This window comes from Curtobacterium sp. MCJR17_020 (assembly GCF_003234365.2).
GTDB lineage: Bacteria > Actinomycetota > Actinomycetes > Actinomycetales > Microbacteriaceae > Curtobacterium.
The window spans coordinates 30,269-52,628 of sequence record NZ_CP126261.1 but is presented as its reverse complement, the minus strand read 5'-3'; the positions used below and the strand labels follow the sequence as shown (position 1 = coordinate 52,628).

The window sequence follows — 22,360 nt, the reverse complement described above, 5'->3', positions numbered from 1 at the left end:
CCGCTCGGGCTCTTCGAGCAGTCGTCGGCGCCCAACGAGTCGGCAACAGAGGAAGAGCTCCCCGAGCTCCCAGCACTGGATCGGTCAGGCATGATGCCTCGAGACGGCGGACGTCCAACGGTGACCGCGACCGCACTGAGCGTCGATGCAACCGATCGGTTGGTCGCGCGGGCACGGCTCGAAGGGACGACCGTGCACGGTGCCATCGTTACAGCGGCCGCCCAAGCGCTCAGCGAAGCCCGCGACTTGTCCGCAGTTCAGACGCTCACCCCTTTCGATCTCCGCCCAATCCTTCGGAGCGAACCGGATGTCGTCGACCACCACACCGCGACAATCACCGTCTCGTCGGCTCCTGCCGAAGCCGTGTTCTGGGATGTGGCTCGAGCAACAACGACCGAATTGAGCGCGGCACGGTCGACCGCCGGTGTCGCGGCCGGCTCGCAGGCTATCCAGCAGTACATTCACCCCAACGGCGACACTGACACCGCCATCGACTTCCTCGGTCTCCTCGCCTTCGACCTGTCGGTCAGCAACGTGAAAGTGCTGGAGGTCCCCGAGGAACTTGAGATCCGCCCGGCCGCGGCCTGGGGGCCCACACTGCTGTGCCAGATTAAGGACGAGACGATGATTGGGGTAACGACCTACGGAGAGGTGCTCCGCATGATTAGCGTGAGCCACTCGCCGGTCCACGGCTACCTCGATGACGTCGTCCGACGACTGGAAGACGCATGTCGATGAAGCCCCTGTGGATCAGAACCGAGGGACGTCCCCCAACGATCATGGTGTCGGTGAAGAAGTTCCCAGGCGCGTCTGGAAGGAACAGACCGCCGCGTCGGCGAGGAAGCGCCGCGCGGCAGCGGTCTAAGACCCTTTCTTACGCAGTCGATCCTGTCGGCTGATCGCAAGGAGCGGCAATTTGCGGGAGCCCAGTAGCGCCGATCCCCCATCGAAAGGATGACCATGACCGCCACCGCAACCCCCGAGACGATCCGCGAGCGTAGAGAGGGGGCGATTGTCACCCTCACGATCGACAACGCGCCCGTCAACGCAATGAGTGCAACCGTCATCCGCGAGCTGCGTGACGCCCTCGGTCGGCTGGCCGTTGACCCTGCCGCGAGGGTGATCGTGTTCGAAAGCGCAGTCCCAGGGTTCTTCATCGCTCACGTCGACATGCGTCTCGGTGAGCAGATGGACGTCCTCGGGCCGCTCTCGGAGAGCACACCGGATGGCACCAACGTGTTCCAAGCCGTCGGCGAGCAGCTCCGCCGCCAACCACAGGTCACCATTGTGAAGCTCGCCGGTATCGCGCGAGGTGGCGGCGCAGAGTTCGTCGCCGCCGCGGATATCACCTACGCCGGCCGTTCCACCGGTCAGCTCGGCCAGATCGAGACACTCATGGGTATCGTCCCGGCGGGCGGTGGCACCCAGTACCTCCTCGAACGCGTTGGCCGGCATCGCGCCCTGGAGATCATCCTCACCGGCGACGCGGTCGACGCAGATACCGCTGCGGCGTTCGGGTGGATCAACCGGGTTGTGCCGGACGACGAGCTGGACGCGGCCGTCGCCCGGACCGCACGGCGAATTGCGGATCTGCCCGACGGAGTCATCGCGGCAACAAAACGCATTCTGCAGCCCGAGACGCCCCTAAAGGGGTACTTACGCGAAGAGGAGGAGTGGGCGGCCCTGATCAAGCGCCCCGCTGCCGCACACCTCATGAGCCGCAGCTTGAAACTTGGCGCGCAGACTGTGGCCAGCTCGTTCGCCCGGGGCCGATCCCCTCCTCACCTACCAGCATGCGAATCGATCATTCGGGGCGGGCAGGAACTTATCGCGACCCGCGAGATTTGCCACGTCGAGGTGACCCACTATCGCGCAGCCGGTGGCACTCCGAATTCACGAGTGCCGCGCTCCCGCAGGGTGCTTCTCTCGCTCGCTGTTCACAGACCAGCATCTAGGGGTGCTGCGCCGGAAACATTTCTGGCACGTCCGCGTGGGAGCTCTTGTACTTGTCGGTCGAAAGCCGCCAAAACGGGCCATCCTCGCTCGTGATGACGTCCATGAGCGGGTCGAAGGTGTCTTTCCAGAATGCGGCCATCCCGGTCATCCCTGCTTGCTCTGGGAGACGGTCCCATTCCCATGCTCGCCACATGGCCTCGAACCGGTCGAGGACTTCCGGGTAGTCGAACCAGTTCTCCGCCCACAGGTACCGCTTGGGGTTCCTCCGAAACATCGGTCGCACGAACCCGTCGACGAACTCGTACACGCTTTCGTACACCGGCTCGATCGCCAGGCCCGGGGTCGCGCCGGCTGCTTCGGGCTCGCTTTCGTCGAATCCCTCCATGAGTGCACCTACTTCCGGCTCGTGACACTCGCGCCGGTCGCCCGACGCACTGGCTTACCTTGTTTCGCGGCGCGGGCCTCGTAGTACTCCTGTGACGCCTTCGCGGCGGCTGCGTAGGGCCGCTTGGAGATGTGGTCGAGCTGCACCAGCACCGGCGGTGTCTGCGACGCCAGCATGACCGCGCGGGCCTTCGGCATCGCGGTCAGCTCGGCCTTCGTGAAGATCGGTTCCTGGTGCAGCGTTCGGGTTGTCGACGATCCGCCGACCTGCGTGCTCCTTGACACAGAGACCGCGTCGTACGGGCCGATCGACGACGATACGAACTCCAGGAAATCCTCCGACAGACCGGACCCGACGACGCGGACGTTCGCGGCGGACCAGAGCTTGCCCATCCCGGTCTCACCGAACGCCTCGACGCCCTGCTGACGGGACTGGAAGAACGCGGACATGATGATGCCGCGGGACCCGTAGTGCGAGTACACATCCGGCAGCTCACGCCACCGGCAGACGTTCGCGACCTCGTCGAGGACCGCCATGAGCGGCGTCGTCAGGCGCCCACCGACCTGCCGCGACCCAACCAGCTCGGCCGCCTCGAGCAGCGCCATGGTCAGGGCGCCGGTGATCGCTCGAGCGGATCCGCCACCTTCCTTGGAGATCAGGTACATGGTGTCCGTCGACGTCACGAACGCTTCGGTGTCGAGGTGCGGGCGGTCGGTGCCGTTGTCGGTGATCCATGGGGCGACGCTGCGCATCCCGAGGACACCGATCCAGGGCCGCAGGGTGCCGTAGATGCCGTCGCGCTGCTTCGGTGTGAGGCCCTGCGTGCTGCCGAGTGCTTCCCCGAGGTGTGCTTCGTCGTGCCCGATGAGGAGCATGGCCGGGTCGTCCTGGTCGTCGGGGTTGTTCGCCCACTTGAACACATCCGTAATCGGCCGTTCGTCGAGCGCTGCGGCGAGCAACAGCCGGGACAGTGTCTCTTTGCCGGCGGACTCGAAGTAGGCGTCCTGCTTGGCGCCTGCGGACGTTGACGAGGTGATGAAGATGTCCGCCAGCTTCTCCGCGGTCTGGATGTCCCGCACGAACGACAGCGGGTTCCACCACCACGAGGGCGCTTCGCCGATGATGTCCTGCACGTCGTGCACCCACACCACGCCGTTCTCGGACCGCGGCCCGCGGGTGATATCGACGATGTCGCGCTTGTTGCTCGTCGCGATCACGGGCCCGCGGGTCTCGAGGATCTGCGGAACGCACACGCAGCTCGTCTTCCCGGCTCGCGGACCCATGAGCCAGATCTGCACCCACTCCCACGAGGCGTAGAGCTTCTCCTTCGTGTTCACGTGCGTGCCGAGGGTGACGCCGACACCGGCGCCGGTCGCGCGGAGCCGTTCACTGTCGGCGATCGCGGCCGCTTCGTAGAACTCGATCGTCTCGTCCCTGCCCGCCATGTACTGCGCCTTCCCGTCGACGCGGGTGCCCTGCTTGGCGAACCCGCGGAACATCCACACGCTGTAGCCGACGATGCCGGCGCCGGCGCCGAGCAGCAGCCCGGTGACGAGCACCTGCGGCCCGGTGACGTCGAGATCTCTGCCGAGGTACCCGGTGAGCACCTGCGACGGTCCGTGGTTCGCCATCGCCTGCACGGACGGGTTGACCAGCGATCCCGCCCACGCGATCAGCCCACCGCCGACCGTGCCGCCGGCGACGCACGCCAACCCGATCGTGGGACCCAGGTCGTTGCCCGGCTGTGGACGCCGGTTCGGCTGCCGGGTACTGACGCTCATGCTGCCGCTCCCGCCGTGTCGTACCCGGCTGCAGCGTCGTCGGTCCAGTTGCGGTTGGTGTCGTTCGTGCCCATCTCCCGCGCGGTGAGATGCAGTTTGAATGGCGTCCCCGGCCGCTTGCCGATCTTCAACAGGAACTTTCCGCGGCCGGGCGGTTCCGCGGTGACGCCGTCGGGTCCGGTGTCGGAGCCCTCACCGGACCAGTCGGTGATCATGCCCCGCTCCCGCTTGGTCATGCTGAACACGGTGGCGAGGTTGCCCATCTCCCCTTCGGACAGTCCGCCGAGGAACACCATCGCGGACCGGCTGACGAACCCCCACGCGATCTTCGTCAGCTCATCGGTCGAGAGACGCAGGTCGTCCATCGTGTGGGTGATCATCGCCTGCCCGATGCCCCGCTGCCGGTTCAGCCGGGTGAGGGAGTCGAGGTAGTAGACGATCGCGTTCGACGCGCGCAGCGCCAACCACAGCTCGTCCATGACGAGGAAGTAGTGCTGCGAGCGTCGCAGGCCCGCTTCGGAGAGGTGCTTCTGCGCAGACACGAGCGCGGACCCGTAGTTCCAGCACACCGACTGCACCGCGCCGAGGAGCTCCACCTCGGACTCCGGGATGGCGGACAGGTCGAACGAGAACGCCTGCCCCATACTGACCCGCTCCGTGGTGGGGCGGGCGAACATGCCACCGAACGTGCCGGTACCGGTGAGGGTACCGAGGGTGTCCAGCAGCGCTTCCGTGCGGTCCCGGTACCGTTCCTCGACGCCGCGGTCCTGCACGATCTCTGCGAGCCGTTCCGGCCGCGACCGGATGAGCGCGGCGACGTCGTCGATCAGCGGTGCGGTGTCGGTGAAGCGTTCGTCGAGCATCGTCAGCGCCGCCGCGATGACGTTCGACTCGTGGTTCTCCAACCGGCCGTTCCGGGCGATCGAGAGCAGCCCCATGAACGTCGTCATGCGGCGGCCGCGCATCTCCTCGAGCGCTTCCTCGCGTCGCTTCACTGCCTGCGCCCGTGCGGTGGGGTCCTCGATGCCTTCACCGATCTGCCGGAGCTCGGTCATGATGTCGACGAAGTCGAGCGGATTCACCGCCGACTGGCCACGGCCGAGCCGGATCACCTGACCGGCGAGCTCCCGGATGAGGTCGGAGTACTCGCCCTTGGTGTCGGAGAGCACCATCGGCAGCACACCCCACGCCCGCAGCACCGTGATGATCCGCTTCGTCAGGGCGCTCTTGCCCAGGTGGGGGCGGCCGATGATGAAGCAGGACGGGTTGTTGATCCGCTTGGTGAGGAACCAGGAGATCGGGTCGGCGCACACCGTGGAGCTGTTCAGCAGGTGGCGGCCGAGCGGCACGCCGACGATCGGTGCGCCGGCGCCGAGGGCGAACGGCCACAGCCCGCACACGTGCACGCTGGTGCCGAGTCCTTCGGGGTGCGGTTCGATGTGGTTCACCCGACCCGCACCGGGCACGATCCACCCCTTCGGACCAGGCGTCGACGACGTCGACGCCTGGTCCTTGGCTTCTCCGAACACCCGGTCCCGCAGCGACCGCTTCTCCGAGGCGACACCGGTAACGCTCGCGGACACGCGGCGTACCTGCCGGTCCAGCCGTCGTGCTTCACGGCGCGTCAGCTGCATCGACGACTCCTGCACGTCTTCTCGTGTTGCTCGGAACCCGAGCGGGGTACGTGTTGTCATCAGATCCACTCCTGAACGAACTGGCCCAGCGGGGCGTGCATCATCGGCACGACGCCGAGCGGGAGACCGGCTTGGAATGCGACGGCCTGGTTGCCGAGCGCTTCACGCATCCGGAGGCGGCCGGCGCGGGAGGTCAGTCCCGGGATGACCTTGTCGAGTCGGGCGAACTCGGCGGTGCTGGTGGTGGTCGCGGTCACGAGCAGCCCGAACAGCAGCAGCCCGGCACCGTCCTGCAGCTCTTCCTCGCTCTGCCGTGCGGCTTTGAGCCGGCGCCGCTGCGCGGCACTGGACTTGGCGCTGTTGACCATCTCCGCGTTGTTGCCTTCCTTGCCGACGGTGTCGACGGCGTCCTTGTCCCACACCGGCCGGTACAACAGCGTCACCCGCTTCCGGAGCACACCCGACACGGGGCGCAACAGCGCGCCGAGCGAGCTCGAGCGGAACGTGCCGGTCGGGGCGACGTGCATCTCCCACGTCTTCGACACGGCACGGTCGTGGTAGTACCGGTCGATGTGTTCCCGCTGGAACACCGGTCCGGCGTCCGCCCACGTCAGCCCGGTGCCGCCGTCGGCGCGGGCCTGTTCGATCGCGGGCGCCACGATCGGGTCGTAGGCGGCGCGGGCGTGGTCGACGATGTCCTGCGCCGTGCAGGCACGAACACCGCTGCCGGCGCCGGTGGACCCGAGGTCGACCATCAGGATCGGCAGCTGCGCGCCGATCTCCGCCGCCATTGCCTGCAGGCCCTGATCGGAGCCTTCCTTGTCGAACCCGCGGCCGCTGAACGTGATCGCGATCCGCGTCGACACCATCGGCGTGTTCGCGCGGATCTCTTCCGGCAGGGACGTCGCGACGTCGCGGGCGTAGTCGGAGGCGGTCTCGTCGAGCTTGCCGTTCACCATCCGCTCGAGCCGCTGCCCGGTCTCCTCAGCGGTCTCGACGCTGACGGAGGCACCAACGATGTCGCCGCTCTCACCCAGCGCCGCCAACCACGCACCCCAATGCGCGACCATCGAGTCCACCCGGTCGGCGTCGACGAGGGCATCACCGTCGGGGAACACCTCGAGCACCACCGTGTAGTGCTTCACCCCGCGGAGCCGGATCAGCCCGAACCGGTGCCCGTAGGTGTCGACGTGCTCGCTGAGCTCACTCGGCGCCAGCAGCCCCGGCAGCCGGGTCCGGCCGTCGGGTGCGCGCCCGGCGGGGCCCTGCACGAGGAGGGTGTCGCCGCGGCGTTCGCGGCTGCGGAAGAACATGCGGATGACGCCTCTCTGGTAGATCGTGCGGTCGTTCTTGTCCTTGAACACCGACGCGATCACCACGGCGATCGCCATCAGGAACAGCACGCCGGCGGCGATGTACTGGGTGACGATCGTGGCGATCATCACCATGAACAGCAGGAACCCGGCGATGCCGAGCACCCCCAACGACAGGCCCCAGAACCCCTGCTTCCCGGGCGGGGTGATGTTGCCGTACGTCGGCGACTGGTAGGTCTGATCACTCATCGGTCTTCTCCTTCCACGGCGCTGTTCATCGCGCCTGCTGCCCCGCTGGCACCCTGCGCCAGCGCACCCAAATCGACTCCGCTCCCGCCGGAAGAGCCGTCCTTACCGTCCCTGCCAGACGCCCCCGACGGACCGGCGCCGCCCGACGTCGCAGGCGACCCGCTCGGCGTCGACGAACCGCTGGTGGACTGTCCACCAGCGGACGCGCTGCCGCCCGGCTGCTGACCCTGCCCGCTGCTGCCGCTGCTGTGGGCGGTCGCCGGCTGGCTCCCCGAAGCCGCAGAACCGCCACCGCTGCTGCTGGCGCTGGAACTTCCAGCGCTGCCGGCGGATCCCGCCGCGGCCGCGGGCGACGGCGTCGCACCGGCCGCCGCACCTACAGAGCCAGCGGACCCGGCTGCGCCCGCCGCACTCGAGGCGGCACCACCGGCTGCTGCCGCGCCACCCACGGCCGCGGAACCACCGAGGGTGACGATCGCGGCGCCGGTGGCCACGGCACCCGCGGCGATCGCACCGCCGGAAAACATGCCAGACACGCCCTGCCCGGCGACCGGAACGATCGCTTTGATAATCGCGGGAAGAGCAAGCCCTGCCATGCAGAGCGTCGCCACACCTTCCGTGGTCTGCATCAGCGCGGAGCCAGCCGTATTCAAGTCCTTGATGGGTTCACCCTGCAGCGCGAGCAACCCGAACGCGTAGATGACCGCGGCGACGGGCTTGTACAGCAGGAACGCCCACAACCACCCTTGCGCCTTCCGGTACGCCTGGTCGCCCATCTCGCTCTCGGACGCGGCGGCCAGCGAGGGCAGGAACACGAAGATCAGCGAGATGATCACGGCCCGCACGATCATCAGCACCAGGTTCGCGATCGACCCGATGAACCCGAACAGCGCCATCATCATGCCCGGCCCAATCCCGGGCAGCATGATCAGCTCCGTCGACAGCACCTGGGACAGGTCGAGGTCCTGCCCGGTGACCTTGTTCACGATCCATGGTGAAAAGTCATCGGTGGTCTTGATCAGCGTCGTCACCAACGCCGCCGACACCCCTTGCACCAGGACCAGATGCACCACCATCTTCAGGCCCTTCCCACCGGCCCGGATCTGCCGGGTGAAGCCGATCTTCCCGAGCGCGAACAGCAACCCCACGACGGCGAACGCTGCGGTGAACCAGTGCAGGTTGTTGTGCAGCGTGTCGATGACGGTGTTGTCCTGCACCGTCGGGGACGGGGCGATCAACCAGAACGTGTTCATCACCTTGAGGAACTCCAGGCCCGCGTCCGCGAGGCTCTTCACCCACTGGGTGATCTGGTCATCGGCCGCGTTCTGCAGCTTGCAACCGACCTGCCAGAAATGGCACTTGTCCGCCACTACCGATCGCCTCCCCCGTCGGCCATCGACCACTCGGTGAACGCCTGCGGGTTGGTCACTTCCGCCACCGTGAGATCGCTCGTCCCGAAGTCGACCTTCCAGTTCTGCGCGCTGGTGTCCCACACCAGCGCGACCGTCCACGCTCCGACGGTGCTGCCCTGCTGCGCGGAGACCCGCACCGTCACGGCGTCATCGTCGGTGCCGATGAACTGGAACCCGGAGAACTGCGCGACGTCGCCGCCGGTCTGGGTGTGCAGGTCCGGATCCTCCCCCGCGATCCACGCATTCCGGGCGGTGTTGTCGACGGCGGCTTCCTTCGCGAACGCGGCGTACTGCTGCCCGGAGACCCCGTCGATGAAGTTCGCCGCGGCGAACAGGGCACCGGTCGGCGAGTGCGCGAAGCAGCCCCACGTCGAGCCGTTCGCGACGGGCCCGTATGTCTTCGACGTCGGGACCAGCACGTACCCGTCCGGCACCCACTCCGCCTTGGGCCCTTCCGTCGGAATCGCGGTGTCCTTCACGGGCACGTTGCACGTGTCGCTGGCGGGTTCGCCGGTCCCGCCGGCGACGGGTGCGCTCGAGGGTGCACCGTCGCCGGCGGACGCCGACGCTGTCGGCGTTGCCGGTGCCGTGTCCCGGGTCTGGCGTGGGAGGAACAGCGCGACGATGAGGCCGACGATGACGAGGAGCACGAAGCCGGCGGCGATGAACCACCAGGGGGTGAACGGGCTGGCGTTGCCGCCCGCGGTGTCGGGAACGGTGTTGTCATCCTGCTGAGCCATGCCGGTCAGCCAGCCAGGGCGCCGATGAGGCCGCCGACCGCTGCCGTGGATCCGGCGGCGATCATCGACACGATGATGCCCTGCAGGTGCTCCGGGGTCTCACCGCGGCGGCGCTGGTTACCGAGGTAGCCGAGGCCGAACAGCACACCGATGACGCAGGCGCCGGCGACGCCCCACGCGATCCACCGGATGACGGTGCTGATCCCGTCGACGCCCGGGGGCTGCTCGCCCGAGGTGTCGAAGTTCGCGGCGAGGACGGTGAGTGTGTAGAGGACGTTCATGCGGATGCTCCTTCGGTGATGCGCTCCGCCTGGCGGCGGATGTCGCGGATGATGTCTCGGACCCGGCGTGGGAGCGAGGGCAGGGCCGGAGCGGCAAGCCGCCACGTCTCCTGCCAGGGCACATGCCACCCGTGGGGTGTCATGCGCAGCGCACGCCGTGCAGCGGTCTGCTGCGCGGTGGCGAGTTTCGGGGCGTCGTCGACGAGGACGACGCCGATCAGGTGGCCGCCCGGCAGGGCTTCGCTGGTCCACTGCCCGGCGAGGCGGGTTACCTCATCGAGGCCTGCGTAGTGGGTGCGGGCGACGGCGACGACCGGGATCGTCGGGCCTGGCCGCTGCCAGCCGGCGAACACCGGCCACTGCGTGCCGGCGTCCAGCACCGTTCCGTCGCCGGCCTCGGCGAGAAGCCGCACCAGCGTGGACGTGCCGGCGCCCCCGTGCAGGCCGACGACGACCAGGTCCGGCGCGGACGTGATCTCGACCGTCCGCCGCTGCGGGCCGTCGGCTGCGATCGGCACCTGCTCGCCGGTCGGGACTGCGGGCCCGCGTAGCGACAGGGCCTCGGCGTCGACGCCGAACAGCCCGTCGGGTTCACCGCCGAGGACCTCGTCGATGGGAGCCACGGGCGTGGCCGTGGACTCCACGAAACGGTTCACCATCGCGCTACGCCACGTTCTCGGTCGACGCGCCGGCGTCGATGGTGCCCGGGTCGGCGAGGAGGTCTGGCAGGTCCTTCGCGGGCTGGTCGCGGTTGTCGATCCACCACCGGGCCCGGTCGATCCGCGCCGCGGGCTCGAGCACATCCGCCTGGAAGTCGGCATCATCGAGGGTGCCGGTTTCGACGAGCCCCGCGTAGGCGTCCCGGATCATCCGGTGCCGGACCTGCAGCGCCCATGCCGCTTGCTTCTCAGTGCCGATTAATGCCGGCGGCAGTCCGTCGCGTGCGGCGGCCTCGGTGGCTTCTGCGAGCTCCTTCGCGTCGCGGGCGGCCCGGTCGCCGGCGTCGCCGCCCTGCTGCTTCTTGAAGCAGCGGGAGCACACCAGGTGCTCGCCGTACCAGCGGGCACTGCGCGCCCGCTCGCCCGCGGGCTTGTCCGACAGGTCCCGGTTCTCCGTGTGCCCGCACGTGTACGTGACGGGGAGGTGTGTTGCTGCGCTCATCGTTCGTTCCTTTCGATTCGGTTCAGTCAGCGGGGCAGCCGGACGGTGGCGGACCAGTCGCACACCGTCAGCACGTCGCCGTCGGCGATGGCCGTGGCCACGCCGGGATGCAGAGTCACCCCGGCGCCACCCGGGCGGGTGAGCGTGGTGCCGTTGCCCGAGTGCAGGTCGGTGACCGTTGGCTGCGAACCAGCCCACTCGATTCGTAGGTGCGTCTTCGACAGCGACAGCGACAGCGACAGCGACAACGTCTCGTCGTCGAGCACCTGCAGCCCGGCGGTGTCCTCGGCCGTGGCGCGCACGGGCCGGCGGCCACAGATCGCAGGCCCCGACACCGCGACGACGTCGCCGCCCGTGACCTCGAGCACGATCTGCTGCTGCGTCGCCGGCGTCCGCAGCACCGTCGACCACGCGTCATCGTCCCCACTGGTCTCGATGACCGGCGCGACGTCGTCCACAGACGGTGCCGCCTCAACGGGCTCGTCGCTGCCGAGCCACGGCTCAGCGGGCACGTATGGGGCGGCACCGTGCTCGCCCACGCGGACGGTGCCGTCCGGGTCGATCAGAACGCTCAGCTCACCCCAGACCTCGACCGGCGCGTCCATTGCCGGGTCAACGACGCCGGCGAGGACCGGGCGGCCCAGCTGCCGTGCGTGCCCCAGGAGGGTCAGGATCGCGCTGTCACGTGCGCCGCCGGCTGTGGCCGCCTGGAGCGGCGTCTCGACGCCGCCGATCGTCACCGAGCCGCTGCCGGTGTCAGTGATGGTGACGCGGGGGTCAGGAAGGCTCATTCGGACGCTCCAATGCTCGGGGCCTTGTAGAGATAGGTGGCGGCGACCTTCGGCGCCACAACGAACGCGCCATCGGCGTTCACGACCGCGGGCAGAACCGGTGTGCCGCTGGTCTTCCCGGTGCCCGTGACCGCTCCGGGAAACGGCTCCCCGGTCAGGGAGTCCTTGCCGGTGAGCGCGGCCGCGATGGGCGCGGACTGCGCCGTGCCGTACACCGCGGTGTCGCTGATCGCTTTGGGCGTGAAGTCGTCGGTAGTGGCGATGTGCACGCGGTCGTCGTGCAGCTGCACGACGACGTCGCCAACGGCGACCGTGCGGCCGCTGACGGTGTGCAGCACGTCAGCTGAGGACGGCACCGCGGACGAGCCGACAGCGGCAGAGTCGATGACCTCGTCTCGCTGCAGGTCGATGACGCCGACCCGGTCGCTCCTTCCGGACCGGTCGGCTTTCCACACGGCCAGCAGGTGAGTGTCGTCGAGCCCGAACACCTGGGCTGCGGCGCCCTTCGCCCCGGAAGGGCGTGGGAGCTGCTTCTTCGTCCGGGTGTTGTCGCGATCGATCCGCCACCAGGAGTCCCCATCGGAGGCGATCACCGCGGTGCTCGTCGCGAGCACCGGCGAGGCCCCCACGGGTACGTCGACCTGGTGCAGCTTGCCCTGCGCGGTGATTGTCGCTGCGGTCTGGCCGCCCAGGTCGATCAGCGGCGTCGACCCGTCGAACGTGACGTCAGACCCCGACGGCAGCGCGACCTCCTGCGCCTTCGCCGCCGCGCCTGCCGTCCCCTCGAACACCCACGCCGTGATCGCGGTGCTGCTCGAGGTGGCGATGACCTTGGTATCCCCGATCGTCGTCGGGTACAGGCCCGCGGATCCGGACGGGGCACCCTTGCCGCGCCACACGGTACGGCCCGAGCGGGTGTCGATGCCGAGGAGGCTCTTCCCATCGGCCCCGGTCACGACGACCTCGTGCGCTCCCGTGGCCACAGCCGTGCTGCGGTCGTCGACGAGCCTGGCCCACGCGGCCGACTGCCCGTACCCGGCGGGCACCGGCACCGGGATGTTCGCTCCCTGCCGCGGTGCCGACCACGCGGTGGCCACCGGTTCCGGCTGGTGGGTGAGCTTGAACGTGAGCGCTCCGGCGAGGGCGATCGCCACAACGGCGCCGCCCGCGATTGCAGCGGTCAGCGTCTTCCGGGTCAGCAGGGTCCGCTTCGCCGGCGTCTCAACCTCTTCGTCGACCGGGTAGGCGCGGCCCTCCGCGGTGATGATCAGCCGGTGCTCAGCCCCAGCATCGGACTCGGCGTCCTCGTCCGGGGTGTCAATCGCGCGGACCCGCACCGCGGGAAGTCCGTCGTCCGCGGCGAGCTTCGCGACCGCTTCGACGCCGGCGGCGTGCCAGTTCTCACCCGGCTCCACACCGACCGCGCGGCCGTTGACGATGATGCGGTTCTCCTCGTCACGGTGCAGCGTGATGACCGGGAAGGGGGGCACCGTGGCCGGGTCGAAGGTGTCGGGTGCTGTGCTGTGCTCGCTCATGCGTTCTTCACTCCGTAGAACTCCCAGTGCCATGCCTCGTGCGGGCCGACCCCGCCGGGCTCCGCCCACGCCGGGTGCACCCACCCGTAGGTGCCGGCGTGCTCCTTCAACCAGGTGTAGGTGTCGTCGTTGTAGGAGATGGTGTTGTGCGCCGTCGTGCCGAAATCGACCGCCAGCGCCCAGCCGTGGTTCGACGTTCCCGGGGTCGCTGCGTTGCCGCCGTACTGCTGCTTCGCCTCTTCCTGCCGCGCGAAGCTGCGGTACGCGTCGTTGAGGGGCAGGTCGTAGCCGAACTCCTCCTTGAACGCGGCGCTCATCTTGATCAGCGACTGCGCCGCGTCCGCGCGCAGGTACATCGACCCGATCCAGGACTGGTCCTTCGTCCACGGGATGATCTGCAGCTGGTCCTGCGGGATCTTGCCGTTGTCGTAGCCGCCCCACTTGCCCGGCTTCGTGCCGTTCGCGGCCGCGTAGCTGCCGGTACCGTCCTTCACACACGCGGCGGTGCTCGAGGCGACCTCAACGCCGGCAAGAGCGTTGACGACCTTCGTCGCGGCCGCGACGTACTTCGTGTAGTAGTCGGGATCGGAGTTGATCTGCACCTTGTTCGCGGCGCGGGAGGGCGTCATCTGCTCCCATCCGGAGATGGTCTGCAGCTTCCTGAAGAAGTTCGTCGCGCTGATCGTCGGGTCCATGCGGTCCTCGTAAGACCCCCACGCCCCGTTGGCGCGCTGCTGGAACAAGCCACGGCTGTCCGGTCCCGCCGCGTCGCCGTAGTCCAGCACCCGCAGCCCCGACTCCCCCATCGCGGTCATCACCCCGACCAGCTGCGCCTTACCGTCCAGGTGCAGTGCCGTCGCGGCGTTCATGACCGCGGCCGCGTTCGCCAGCTGTTCCTTGCCGTAGCCCTCGATCGGCTTCTCCGGGATCGATCCCTTCGCAACCGTCTGGGCGACGCTGCTGCTCGACACGGTGCAGTCATCGCCGCCGCCAAGGAGCGTCACGACCCCAACCGGTAGGAGGAGCACCAGCGCCAGGCCCACGGCAACGATGCCGCCGGCACCGCCGCCCTGCTCGCTCACCGGGACACCACCATCCACTGGTCCCGATCGAAGGACTGCTCAGACCCGTCGACGCCAAGCAGAAGCGCCGCGGGAGTCGACCCGAGGTACACACCGACACGCGTCTCGTACACCCATCCATCAGCCGTGTGCCGCCAACGGAGCAACGTCACCGGACGGCCGCGATTCAGGTGCGGCGCTGCGACGCCGCGCGGGTCGTGGCGGTGCTGACGCTCTGTTGCCATCGCCCCGCTCATCGCGACGTCTCACTCTCAGAGTCGCTTGTCGAGGTCCAGCCCTGTCGACGCAGCTCCCGAACGATCTGCCGGACCCGCGTCGGGCTTAACCCGGCATAGAACGCCGTGTCATCCCCGCCGTGGATCACCGCTGCCTCGGCGATCGCCTCATCCCGGATCGCCCGTGCCCGGCGGTACGCACGAGTCGCCTCCGTCACCTGCTGGAGCTGGGGGCCCGTCAGGCGCTCGCGCGTCATCCCTGCCCCCACCAAGCACGAGGACCGGCTCCCGCAACGTTCGGAGCAGCAAACTGCTTTCGCTGTCGGGAGCCCGTGTGCTGAACTATCGCGATCCCCTCTCGGCGCCTGCTGCCCCATCTCGTCGGCCTCCCCTCCTCCGGGGGTAGAACCTCCGTTTCAGTATGCCCTATTTAGAGCTGCGCATGTTGCTGTGCGCTCTGTTTCGGACTTATAGAGTTCCTCTAGTACGCCAATAGGGTCATCGCGTGGGCAGACAGGGAAGCGGCGAACCGAACGAGTTCTCGAGGGCGTTCGTCGACGCGGTCGACGACCTCCGCATCCGGCGCGGGATCACGACGCCGGCCCTCATCGCGCAGGCTGGATTCAGCCGCGGCTACTACTACAAGCGCACCCGCGGCGAGACCTCGTTCAACACGAACGACGTGCAGACGATCGCCGAAGCGCTCGGCGTGTCAGTCGGCGAGCTCCTGGAACCGGCCATCACCGAGATGGAGCGTCTGCACGCTCCCCGAGATGAACGCCTGGAGCCAGCACTTCTCGGCCATCGGCTGCGGAAGCTTGTCGCCCTCCACGTCGCTCGCACCCCTGCTCCCCCGGTCGACCGTGCGGTGCGCGCTGCGCTGGCGAAGCGCGGACGGCTCCTGGCTGGTGCCGACTGGGAACGCCTCCTCGCCGGCGAGCCCACAGACGTGACCAGTGACGACCTCCGAGCGATCGCGGACTTCTTCGATGTGTCCTCGGAGTACCTGCTGCGCATCGCACTCCCCGGTGTCGTCGATCTCGTCGACGCACGGCTGGAAGTGGAGATCGCCCTGGCAGAGACTGGTGTTGGGATAGCCGCGCGCTCGGTCAACGCAGCATCCCCGGCCGAGCTCCTGGCGATCGCCGAAGCGATCCGCGCCGCGGCGCCAAATGAGCGGGGAGGTACCGAGTGAAGAAGATCCGAACACAACGACTCACCACCCAGCTTGCTGAGGACGCCATCGCCAGGCTGTCCCTGCCCGCCGGCCCGCTCACCTTTGAGACGTTGCGAACGGCCGTGGCCACCTGGCTCGGTAAGCCGCTCATCATCGATCCGTTGAACTCACTCCCTCCGCGTGACCACCCCGCGAGCGTGACGGGCTTGTACCTCGACACTGCGGACGCCGGACGGGTGTACTTCCACCCTGACGACCCCCGCCTCTACCAGCTGTTCGTGATCCTGCACGAGTTCATGCACATTGCCGCGGGACATGGAGGGTGCCACGTGCCTGTTGAGGTCATGGAACGGGGTCATGCCGGCGTGACCGCGGAGATCACCGCGGCACGGGCCCGCGTGCCGGTGCGGACCTCCCTCGAGGATGCCGGCGCTGTCGACGTCGAAGAGCTCGTGGCGGAGCGCGGGGCGATGCTCCTGCTCGAGCGCCTCCAGAAGTCCACGCTGTCTGCAAGCGAGGAAGCCTTCGCGTGATCCCGGCCGCGTTCTGGGCTGCAGTTGGACTCCTGCTCCTCCGCGTCAATGCGATGGGTAATGCAGCGAGACGTCCGGCGTTCCTTGCCGCCGCGCTTGCCGTCGTCGGCATCGCCACGGTGGGCGTCGTCTGGCCCGTCGAACCCCTCGATGCGCTCCTAGGTGACGTCAATGCCATCGATCTGATCCAGGTACTCGCAGCCACTGCAGCGTTCTGGTTCCTGCGGGACGCCACACGCGCTCACGCTGGCTCGGAGGCCCGGTCGCGCCTGCCCATCCTGATGACCGTGCTCCTTGCCGAGACGGTCACTTTCATGGCGATTCCCGGTCACAACGGGGAAGCGACGACGTACATCCACGAACACCTGCAGTACCCGGCCACGTGGGTGCACATCGTCATCTACATGGTCGCTATGGGCTGGTTTGCCGCCGATTCCATCGTCGTGCTCTTGCCCCAGCGCCGCGGCGTGAACATCTTGTTCATCATCGGCTTTGCGCTCGTGGTGCTCGCGATCATCGCAGAGCTCGTCGACGTCACCAGAGTGTTCATCGACGGGCAGCAGACCCCGTTCTCCCGGGCGATGCTTGTCGTGTTCAACAGCCTCTTCTACCCCGGCATCGTCGCCATCGGTGTCGCACACGGGTGGCGGACCCTGCGCCGGCTCGTCACTGTCCTTCGGTGGCGCCTTGTCTCGCTCCGCCTGTTCGTCATGTCAGCGCGCGACCAGAGCACCGCCCGGCCCCCGCTGCGCCTCCAGGGCAGCGCAGAGGTGGTTGCTGCGCAGCGGTACATCGAGCTCCGCGACAAGATCGTCGCCGGCCGCCTCGAGGTCACAGAACAAGAGCAGCGCTACTTGCAGCGCGTCGACGAACGGCTCGCGAAGGGAGTTACCGCATGGGCGCTATCGGTGTAGCAGCAGGGGCAGCCACCTTGACGGTCATCGCGGCCGCGACCGCCGCGGGCGTGGTGGTCGCGAAGAAGGCGATTCACCCACGGCCGAAGCGAACCGTCACCGTCGTCGACGTCGACGTCGACTCCGCCAGCATCACCGTCCCATCGGACGAGCAGACACGGTCTCCGGGTGAGTACCGCGTGTACTTCCACGACGGCCAGCACAGCATCCTCGTCGGGGATGTGCTCGATGACGACGGCCGTCACGTCCGCCGGACGATTTTGGGCGAACCCGCGACCGTCCCCGCAGCGGACGACAAGCTTGTCTGGAGCGGATACCTCCTCGACACTCCAGCGGCGGTGTCGTCCTCCTTCGAAGAGGTTGCGATCACCGCTGACGGCGACCCCCGGAAGGCGTGGTACTTCCCCGTCGCCGGCGCCACCACCTGGGCCATCCACGTGCACGGGATCCACTCGGGCCGGCAAGCCATCCTCCGCGCCGTACCCGATACCCTCTCTGCCGGAATGAGCTCCCTCGTCATCGGATACCGCGGCGACGTCGAAGACGGCCGCGGTCTCCCCGCGACCTTCGGCACAGACGAGTGGCACGATCTGGACGCAGCCATGCGTCACGCCGTCAACCATGGAGCCGAGCGCCTGGTGCTCGTCGGATGGTCAATGGGCGCGACGATCGCTCTACACGCGGCCGCGCGCTCCGCCCTCCGCAACCAGATCGACGCCATGATCCTGGTCTGTCCAGCCCTCGACTGGTTCGCGGCCCTGCGCGCCGGCGCATCCAAAGCAGGATTCCCGGGGGTTCTCGGCTCCATGGGGGCTCTCACGCTCACGATCCCGGGCCTCGCTCGCCTGGCCGGCCTCCGGAAGGCCATCCCCACGCGCTGGATGCGTCCCGCGCCGCCTGCTGGGCTGCCGATCCTCCTCATCCACAGCTCTGGCGATCGCGACGTCCCTCTCGAGGTCTCCAAGCGCTTCGCCGCCACACCAGGTGCGTCAGCCACCCTCGTGGAGATCGCGCCCTGCCCACATGGCATGGAGCTCAACCGCGAGCCCGAGCCGTTCCACCGCTCGATTGCGCGCTTCCTTTCCTCAACGTCGGCCCTATCGAGGGCTGACCGGGTGCGCGAATAGGGTACTTTGCTAGTACCTAGCCGTTTGGTCGGGCTGCGACATCGAGTACCACGGAGCCGCCCTCGCCAGTCGCTTGAGTTGCCGACCCGCAAGGAGAAGGAGCATCGATGCAGTCTTACGACACGCCGCCCCAGAAGACTGCGCGCATGCATGTTCCCGCCAAGGTGTCACTATGAGCGACTTTGGACGACGCGCCAGCCGAGCGCAGAACGCCCCGACGGTCCTTCTGCAGGGCCGTGTGCTTCCTGAGACCCGCCAGGCGTTCAAGGATGCCGCCGAAGAGAGCGGTGTCTCAGTCGCCTACTACCTCGACGCGCTAGCGCGGTCGCTTGTCGCCGAGAACGGCGCGATGCCGCTTGTCGAGGACCCGCGCCGACTCAACCGAGTGGAGTTGCCTATCCCTGCCGCTTAACGACAAAACCCCCGCCAGAGGCGGGGGTCCGGGGCTAGGCCCCAAGTCATGTTTCTCACTACCTGCTACGTCGCCAAACAGATCAGGTCGTGAGCTTCCTAGAGAAGAAGCCCGGTTGGAGCCGGGAGCCTTCATCGTACCGCCACCCCGAGAGGAGGAGGTGTCGCCATCGTAACGCACGTTGCTGCGCCCGGTACAGATCAATCTGCCCGCGTGTCCTCCCCGGATCCCGCCTGGGCGTTGACGCGTGCGATCGCGCCTCGTCGGTATGTGAATCGCATGATCGCGGAGGCGGACGGGACGATCCGGTCGAACAGTTACCCGTCGAAGTTCCCGACTGCAGGGCACACTCCCCCGTCGACGCCGTGGACGATCGATCTCACCGACCTTGACGGGCGGTTCTGGTTCGCCGCGTTCGACCTCGACGCGAAGACCCCGGAGGACTTCGATCAGGCGGCCGAGGACCTCGGCGTGCTGGTGCGGATCCTCCGCGACGCGCAGGTGCCGCACGTGGTGTGCCGCTCGAGCCCCACGGGCGGGTTCCACGTGTGGGTGCCCCTCGCCGGCGTCGACAAGGCCACGATGGTGCAGCTCGCCGGCGCCGCACGCGCCGTGCTGCCGTCCCTTGACCACGGGCTGCTCTGCAACGACCGCACGGGCGCCGTCCGCCCACCCCTGACCCCGCACGCACGCGGTGGCGCGTCCGAGGTGATGGCCGGCGCCGACGACGTCGACGTGCTCCGCACCCCCACCGTCACCGCCGGTGACCTTCTCCGCGTCACTGCGGCGTTCCGGGAGCTCCGCCCGGCCGTGGATCCCGCAGACGCTTCCCCCACCGGCCCCGTCGACGCCCACCACCGGGTGCACCGGTCGCTGCCGGCGTGGGGCGAGGCGCACATGGGAACCATTGCCGGCGGCCGCGACCCGTCCCGCACCGGCTACCTGTGCCTGCTCGCGGCCGCGGTGTCCGGGTGGACCCTCGCCGACGTCGAGCACGCCGCGAAGACCGCACCGGGCATGGAGCACTACCGCACCCGCACCCGCCCAGCCGGCGGCCGCGAGCCCCGCACTGCGGCTGAGGCGGCCGCGCGCCTCGAGCGGCAGTGGGCGAAGGCGCAGGAGCGGGCGGTGCTGTACCGGTACGCGCCCGAGGAACGGCAACAACGCGACCTCACCCAGCTGACCGGCATCGTCGACGTCGTCGAGGCCATGCTGCAGGCGTTCACCGCCTCCCCCGGCCGCTGGACCCGCACCGAGGCGGACCTGCACGACAGCACCGTCCTGACCTACCTCGCCTGGATCTCCCTGCGCTCCGGCTCACGCGACGTCGGCGCCGCCCTTCGGTCCGTGGCGATCGCCACCGGGATCCCCTCGAGCACCGTCGACCGGTCCCTCCGCCGCCTCCACATGGCCGGATGGATCACGCGCCGGCGCCAGGCGGACGGCCCCAACGCCGCCGTCTGGCGGCTCACAGACCGGTTTTCCACACCCGCGGAACAAGTCGGGCCACTTCACGATGTGAACGCCCGCCCCCCGGCCGAGTTCTTCGACGTGAGAGTCACCCTTCTGGAGGCTCTGGAAGACCGCCTCGATACCGGACGACACGATGTCTTCACCCGCGCAGGACTTGGACCCACAGCCCGCCGCGTCTACGAGAGCCTGACAGCCGACGAGCACACACCCGAGGTGGTCGCTGACCGTTCAGGACTCCCCCGCGGTCGCGTACGAGCGGCCCTCGCACGCATGCGCCGCTGGACCCTCGTGATCGCTTCACCGACCGGCTGGCGTCGGCGACTGCAGGACTTCCGCACGCATGTGGCCAAGCAGCTTGGCGTCGACGGGATCCTCGAACGCCGGGAACAGCAGTACGTCGATGAGCGCGACCTCTGGGCCTGGTGGCAGAACCACCTCATCCGCAAGGCCGGCCGCCGCGGCCGCGACCGCACCCCCATCACGCAGGTCGTCATGTTCCGATCCGTCGACGACCACGGCGGACCGGAGGCGTACCCGGCGTACCCGTGCTCGAGCGACGGCCGCGCTGATCATAAGGCGGCCATGAGGTTCGTCCGACGCGGATTCCTGCAACAGCTCAGGGATCTGGAGCTAGTAGCTTGAGCAAACCGTGCGGCTTCAACACTTGTAACGCAAGGGTTTATGGGCTTACTTGCCTTGGAAGGCTTGCGTTTATTGTAACTCTTCACGAATATGAGCCTCACAACAGCCCCTAGGAGCTGCCGCTAGCGGCTTGCGCAAGCACCCCGCCCCTCTGCGTGCACAACGCAAGTGTTTATTGGCTTACTAGCCTTGGAAGGCTTGCTTTTGTTGCAACGCTTGTATACAGTTGAACGGAAGGCTTGCAACCAATACAAGCCTTCAAACGCTTGCCTAGGAGGGCTGATGACGCACGTCACTGCGATTGCGAACAACAAGGGTGGCGTTTCTAAGACGCAGGTGACATGCCAGCTGGCTGCTGCCCTCGCGCGTGCTGGGCGCCGCGTTCTTGTTGTCGACATGGATCCCCAGGCGAACGCCACCCGGCGGCTCGGGGTCGAGTGGGATCCTTCCGCACCGATTCCCACCATGTCCGAGGTGATCGCGGCTGCTCAGGATGGCGCAGGGGAGGCTGCGGTAGTCGCATGTGGTTGGGATGCAGAAGCGGCGCCAGAAGGGGAGCGGATCGATGTCCTCCCGGCACGCTTTGATCTCATCAATCGTGAATCCGAGGCTGGCGTCGTCGGCGCCGTGCGTCGTCTCACTAAGGCACTGACCGGTTGGACGGACGTGTATGACGTCGTCTTGATTGATACCCGGCCTGATCTCGGCCACCTCGTGCAAATGGCGTTCGCTGCCGCGAACACCGTGCTCATCCCCTCTGACCCAAACTACGACTCCGTCGAAGCTGCCATCCGGGTCCGGGACTTCGTCTCACTTCACGCCGCCGACCTGATGAATCCGGATCTGCGTGTGGCTGGCGTTGTCGTCACACGGCGGAAGCGAACCAAGGAGCATGACTTTCAGATCGAGGGCCTCGTTGACGCCTTCGGCGAGCTCGTCTGGAAGCTCGGGGGAGTGGTCAAGTTTGACGATGGGACCGACCTGTTGAACCCAAACTACCTTCCCGAGTGGTCTCGTTTTGCCGAGGCTGACGCCGCCGCCACTTCCCTGGGCGCCTGGCCCGGGGTGGACGGTCGAAAGGCAGTCGCGCTCTACGACGCACTCGGGCAGATGTACGTACAGCGCATCCTGGAGAAAGAGAAGAACGCAGCATGAGTGCACCAGAACGCCGGCGCCCCGGTGCGAACAGCCCGATCAGACTCACCGCCAACGTTGAACCCGTTCGAACAGGTGTCGAGGCACCCGTGACACCTGAGCAGCCGAGGCAGCAGATCGCGCCCGCCGAGCCGGTGAAGGAAGCGACGATCCCGACGACCGTGGCGCTGCGGGAAGGCCTCAAGCGTCGTGCTCAGACCGCAGTACTCCACACAGCCGCATTGCCCGGCGGGTACCGGTCCTTCGCGGCACTGGTCGACGGGGCGCTCGAGCGAGAGCTTGAACGACTCGCCAACGAGCACAACGGCAGCGTTCCGTTCGAACCGAATGCGGGCGGGTTCCGCACCGGCCGGCCGTTCGGCAGCTAACCGACCGCCGACGCGAGGTCTGGC

The 22,360-nt window shown here is 68.0% G+C and carries 21 protein-coding genes; 9 read left to right on the top strand and 12 right to left on the bottom strand.

Annotated features, from left to right (window positions below):
* The first annotated feature begins 120 nt into the window (after positions 1 to 120).
* Together DEJ14_RS18925 and DEJ14_RS18920 are read left to right on the top strand one after the other, a co-directional pair.
* A complete protein-coding gene (locus DEJ14_RS18925; protein ID WP_111085095.1) occupies positions 121 to 738 on the top strand; it encodes a hypothetical protein in 618 nt (205 codons plus the stop codon).
* A gap of 222 nt (positions 739 to 960) precedes the next feature.
* Complete coding sequence (locus DEJ14_RS18920; protein WP_111085196.1) at positions 961 to 2,049, top strand: enoyl-CoA hydratase/isomerase family protein; 1,089 nt, start codon at positions 961 to 963, stop codon at positions 2,047 to 2,049.
* Here DEJ14_RS18920 and DEJ14_RS18915 read toward each other — a convergent pair.
* The 12 genes from DEJ14_RS18915 to DEJ14_RS18860 are packed head-to-tail and all read right to left on the bottom strand — an operon-like array spanning position 1,952 to position 14,320.
* A complete protein-coding gene (locus tag DEJ14_RS18915) occupies positions 1,952 to 2,341 on the bottom strand; it encodes a DUF4913 domain-containing protein (RefSeq protein WP_111085094.1) in 390 nt (129 codons plus the stop codon). The genes DEJ14_RS18920 and DEJ14_RS18915 overlap by 98 nt on opposite strands.
* A gap of 8 nt (positions 2,342 to 2,349) precedes the next feature.
* Positions 2,350 to 4,122, bottom strand: coding sequence for a type IV secretory system conjugative DNA transfer family protein (locus DEJ14_RS18910; RefSeq protein ID WP_111085093.1), 1,773 nt, complete (start codon positions 4,120 to 4,122; stop codon positions 2,350 to 2,352).
* The gene (locus DEJ14_RS18905; protein ID WP_146249724.1) at positions 4,119 to 5,816 is read right to left on the bottom strand and encodes a putative type IV secretion/conjugal transfer ATPase; all 1,698 of its coding nucleotides are present in this window, start codon (positions 5,814 to 5,816) and stop codon (positions 4,119 to 4,121) included. Before DEJ14_RS18905 ends, DEJ14_RS18910 begins: the two co-directional genes overlap by 4 nt.
* Positions 5,816 to 7,318: an SCO6880 family protein gene (locus DEJ14_RS18900; protein WP_111085091.1), complete on the bottom strand. Its 1,503-nt coding sequence runs from the start codon at positions 7,316 to 7,318 to the stop codon at positions 5,816 to 5,818. Before DEJ14_RS18900 ends, DEJ14_RS18905 begins: the two co-directional genes overlap by 1 nt.
* Positions 7,315 to 8,688, bottom strand: a complete 1,374-nt coding sequence (locus DEJ14_RS18895; RefSeq protein ID WP_111085090.1) for a hypothetical protein — start codon at positions 8,686 to 8,688, stop codon at positions 7,315 to 7,317. Before DEJ14_RS18895 ends, DEJ14_RS18900 begins: the two co-directional genes overlap by 4 nt.
* A complete protein-coding gene (locus DEJ14_RS18890) occupies positions 8,688 to 9,470 on the bottom strand; it encodes a DUF8175 domain-containg protein (protein ID WP_111085089.1) in 783 nt (260 codons plus the stop codon). The genes DEJ14_RS18895 and DEJ14_RS18890 overlap by 1 nt, the downstream gene beginning before the upstream one ends.
* A gap of 5 nt (positions 9,471 to 9,475) precedes the next feature.
* Complete coding sequence (locus DEJ14_RS18885) at positions 9,476 to 9,751, bottom strand: hypothetical protein (RefSeq protein ID WP_111085088.1); 276 nt, start codon at positions 9,749 to 9,751, stop codon at positions 9,476 to 9,478.
* Positions 9,748 to 10,410 carry a DUF6668 family protein gene (locus tag DEJ14_RS18880; RefSeq protein WP_111085087.1) on the bottom strand — a complete coding sequence of 221 codons (663 nt, stop codon included), beginning with the start codon at positions 10,408 to 10,410 and terminating at the stop codon, positions 9,748 to 9,750. Before DEJ14_RS18880 ends, DEJ14_RS18885 begins: the two co-directional genes overlap by 4 nt.
* A 4-nt stretch (positions 10,411 to 10,414) precedes the next feature.
* Positions 10,415 to 10,912, bottom strand: coding sequence for a hypothetical protein (locus DEJ14_RS18875; protein ID WP_111085086.1), 498 nt, complete (start codon positions 10,910 to 10,912; stop codon positions 10,415 to 10,417).
* Between the two features lie 26 nt (positions 10,913 to 10,938).
* Positions 10,939 to 11,703, bottom strand: a complete 765-nt coding sequence (locus DEJ14_RS18870; protein ID WP_111085085.1) for an FHA domain-containing protein — start codon at positions 11,701 to 11,703, stop codon at positions 10,939 to 10,941.
* Positions 11,700 to 13,238 (bottom strand): hypothetical protein, encoded by a 1,539-nt coding sequence (locus DEJ14_RS18865; protein ID WP_111085084.1) that lies wholly within the window; start codon positions 13,236 to 13,238, stop codon positions 11,700 to 11,702. The genes DEJ14_RS18870 and DEJ14_RS18865 overlap by 4 nt, the downstream gene beginning before the upstream one ends.
* Positions 13,235 to 14,320: a M15 family metallopeptidase gene (locus DEJ14_RS18860; RefSeq protein WP_111085083.1), complete on the bottom strand. Its 1,086-nt coding sequence runs from the start codon at positions 14,318 to 14,320 to the stop codon at positions 13,235 to 13,237. The genes DEJ14_RS18865 and DEJ14_RS18860 overlap by 4 nt, the downstream gene beginning before the upstream one ends.
* Before the next feature lie 720 nt (positions 14,321 to 15,040).
* Here DEJ14_RS18860 and DEJ14_RS18855 point away from each other — a divergent pair.
* The 7 genes from DEJ14_RS18855 to DEJ14_RS18825 all read left to right on the top strand — a co-directional run bounded on the left by DEJ14_RS18855 (position 15,041) and on the right by DEJ14_RS18825 (position 22,336).
* Positions 15,041 to 15,730, top strand: coding sequence for a helix-turn-helix domain-containing protein (locus tag DEJ14_RS18855; protein WP_111085081.1), 690 nt, complete (start codon positions 15,041 to 15,043; stop codon positions 15,728 to 15,730).
* Positions 15,727 to 16,245, top strand: coding sequence for a hypothetical protein (locus DEJ14_RS18850; RefSeq protein WP_111085080.1), 519 nt, complete (start codon positions 15,727 to 15,729; stop codon positions 16,243 to 16,245). The genes DEJ14_RS18855 and DEJ14_RS18850 overlap by 4 nt, the downstream gene beginning before the upstream one ends.
* Entirely contained in the window at positions 16,242 to 17,159 is a 918-nt protein-coding gene (locus DEJ14_RS18845) for a hypothetical protein (protein ID WP_111085079.1), read from the top strand. Before DEJ14_RS18850 ends, DEJ14_RS18845 begins: the two co-directional genes overlap by 4 nt.
* A 17-nt stretch (positions 17,160 to 17,176) precedes the next feature.
* The gene (locus tag DEJ14_RS18840) at positions 17,177 to 18,286 is read left to right on the top strand and encodes an alpha/beta hydrolase (RefSeq protein ID WP_181437499.1); all 1,110 of its coding nucleotides are present in this window, start codon (positions 17,177 to 17,179) and stop codon (positions 18,284 to 18,286) included.
* Positions 18,287 to 18,977: 691 nt separating this feature from the next.
* Positions 18,978 to 20,813: a bifunctional DNA primase/polymerase gene (locus DEJ14_RS18835; protein WP_111085076.1), complete on the top strand. Its 1,836-nt coding sequence runs from the start codon at positions 18,978 to 18,980 to the stop codon at positions 20,811 to 20,813.
* Between the two features lie 282 nt (positions 20,814 to 21,095).
* On the top strand, positions 21,096 to 21,968 hold the full coding sequence (locus DEJ14_RS18830; RefSeq protein ID WP_111085075.1) for a ParA family protein: 873 nt from the start codon (positions 21,096 to 21,098) through the stop codon (positions 21,966 to 21,968).
* Positions 21,965 to 22,336, top strand: a complete 372-nt coding sequence (locus DEJ14_RS18825; protein ID WP_146249723.1) for a ParB family protein — start codon at positions 21,965 to 21,967, stop codon at positions 22,334 to 22,336. The genes DEJ14_RS18830 and DEJ14_RS18825 overlap by 4 nt, the downstream gene beginning before the upstream one ends.
* Positions 22,337 to 22,360 lie beyond the last annotated feature (24 nt).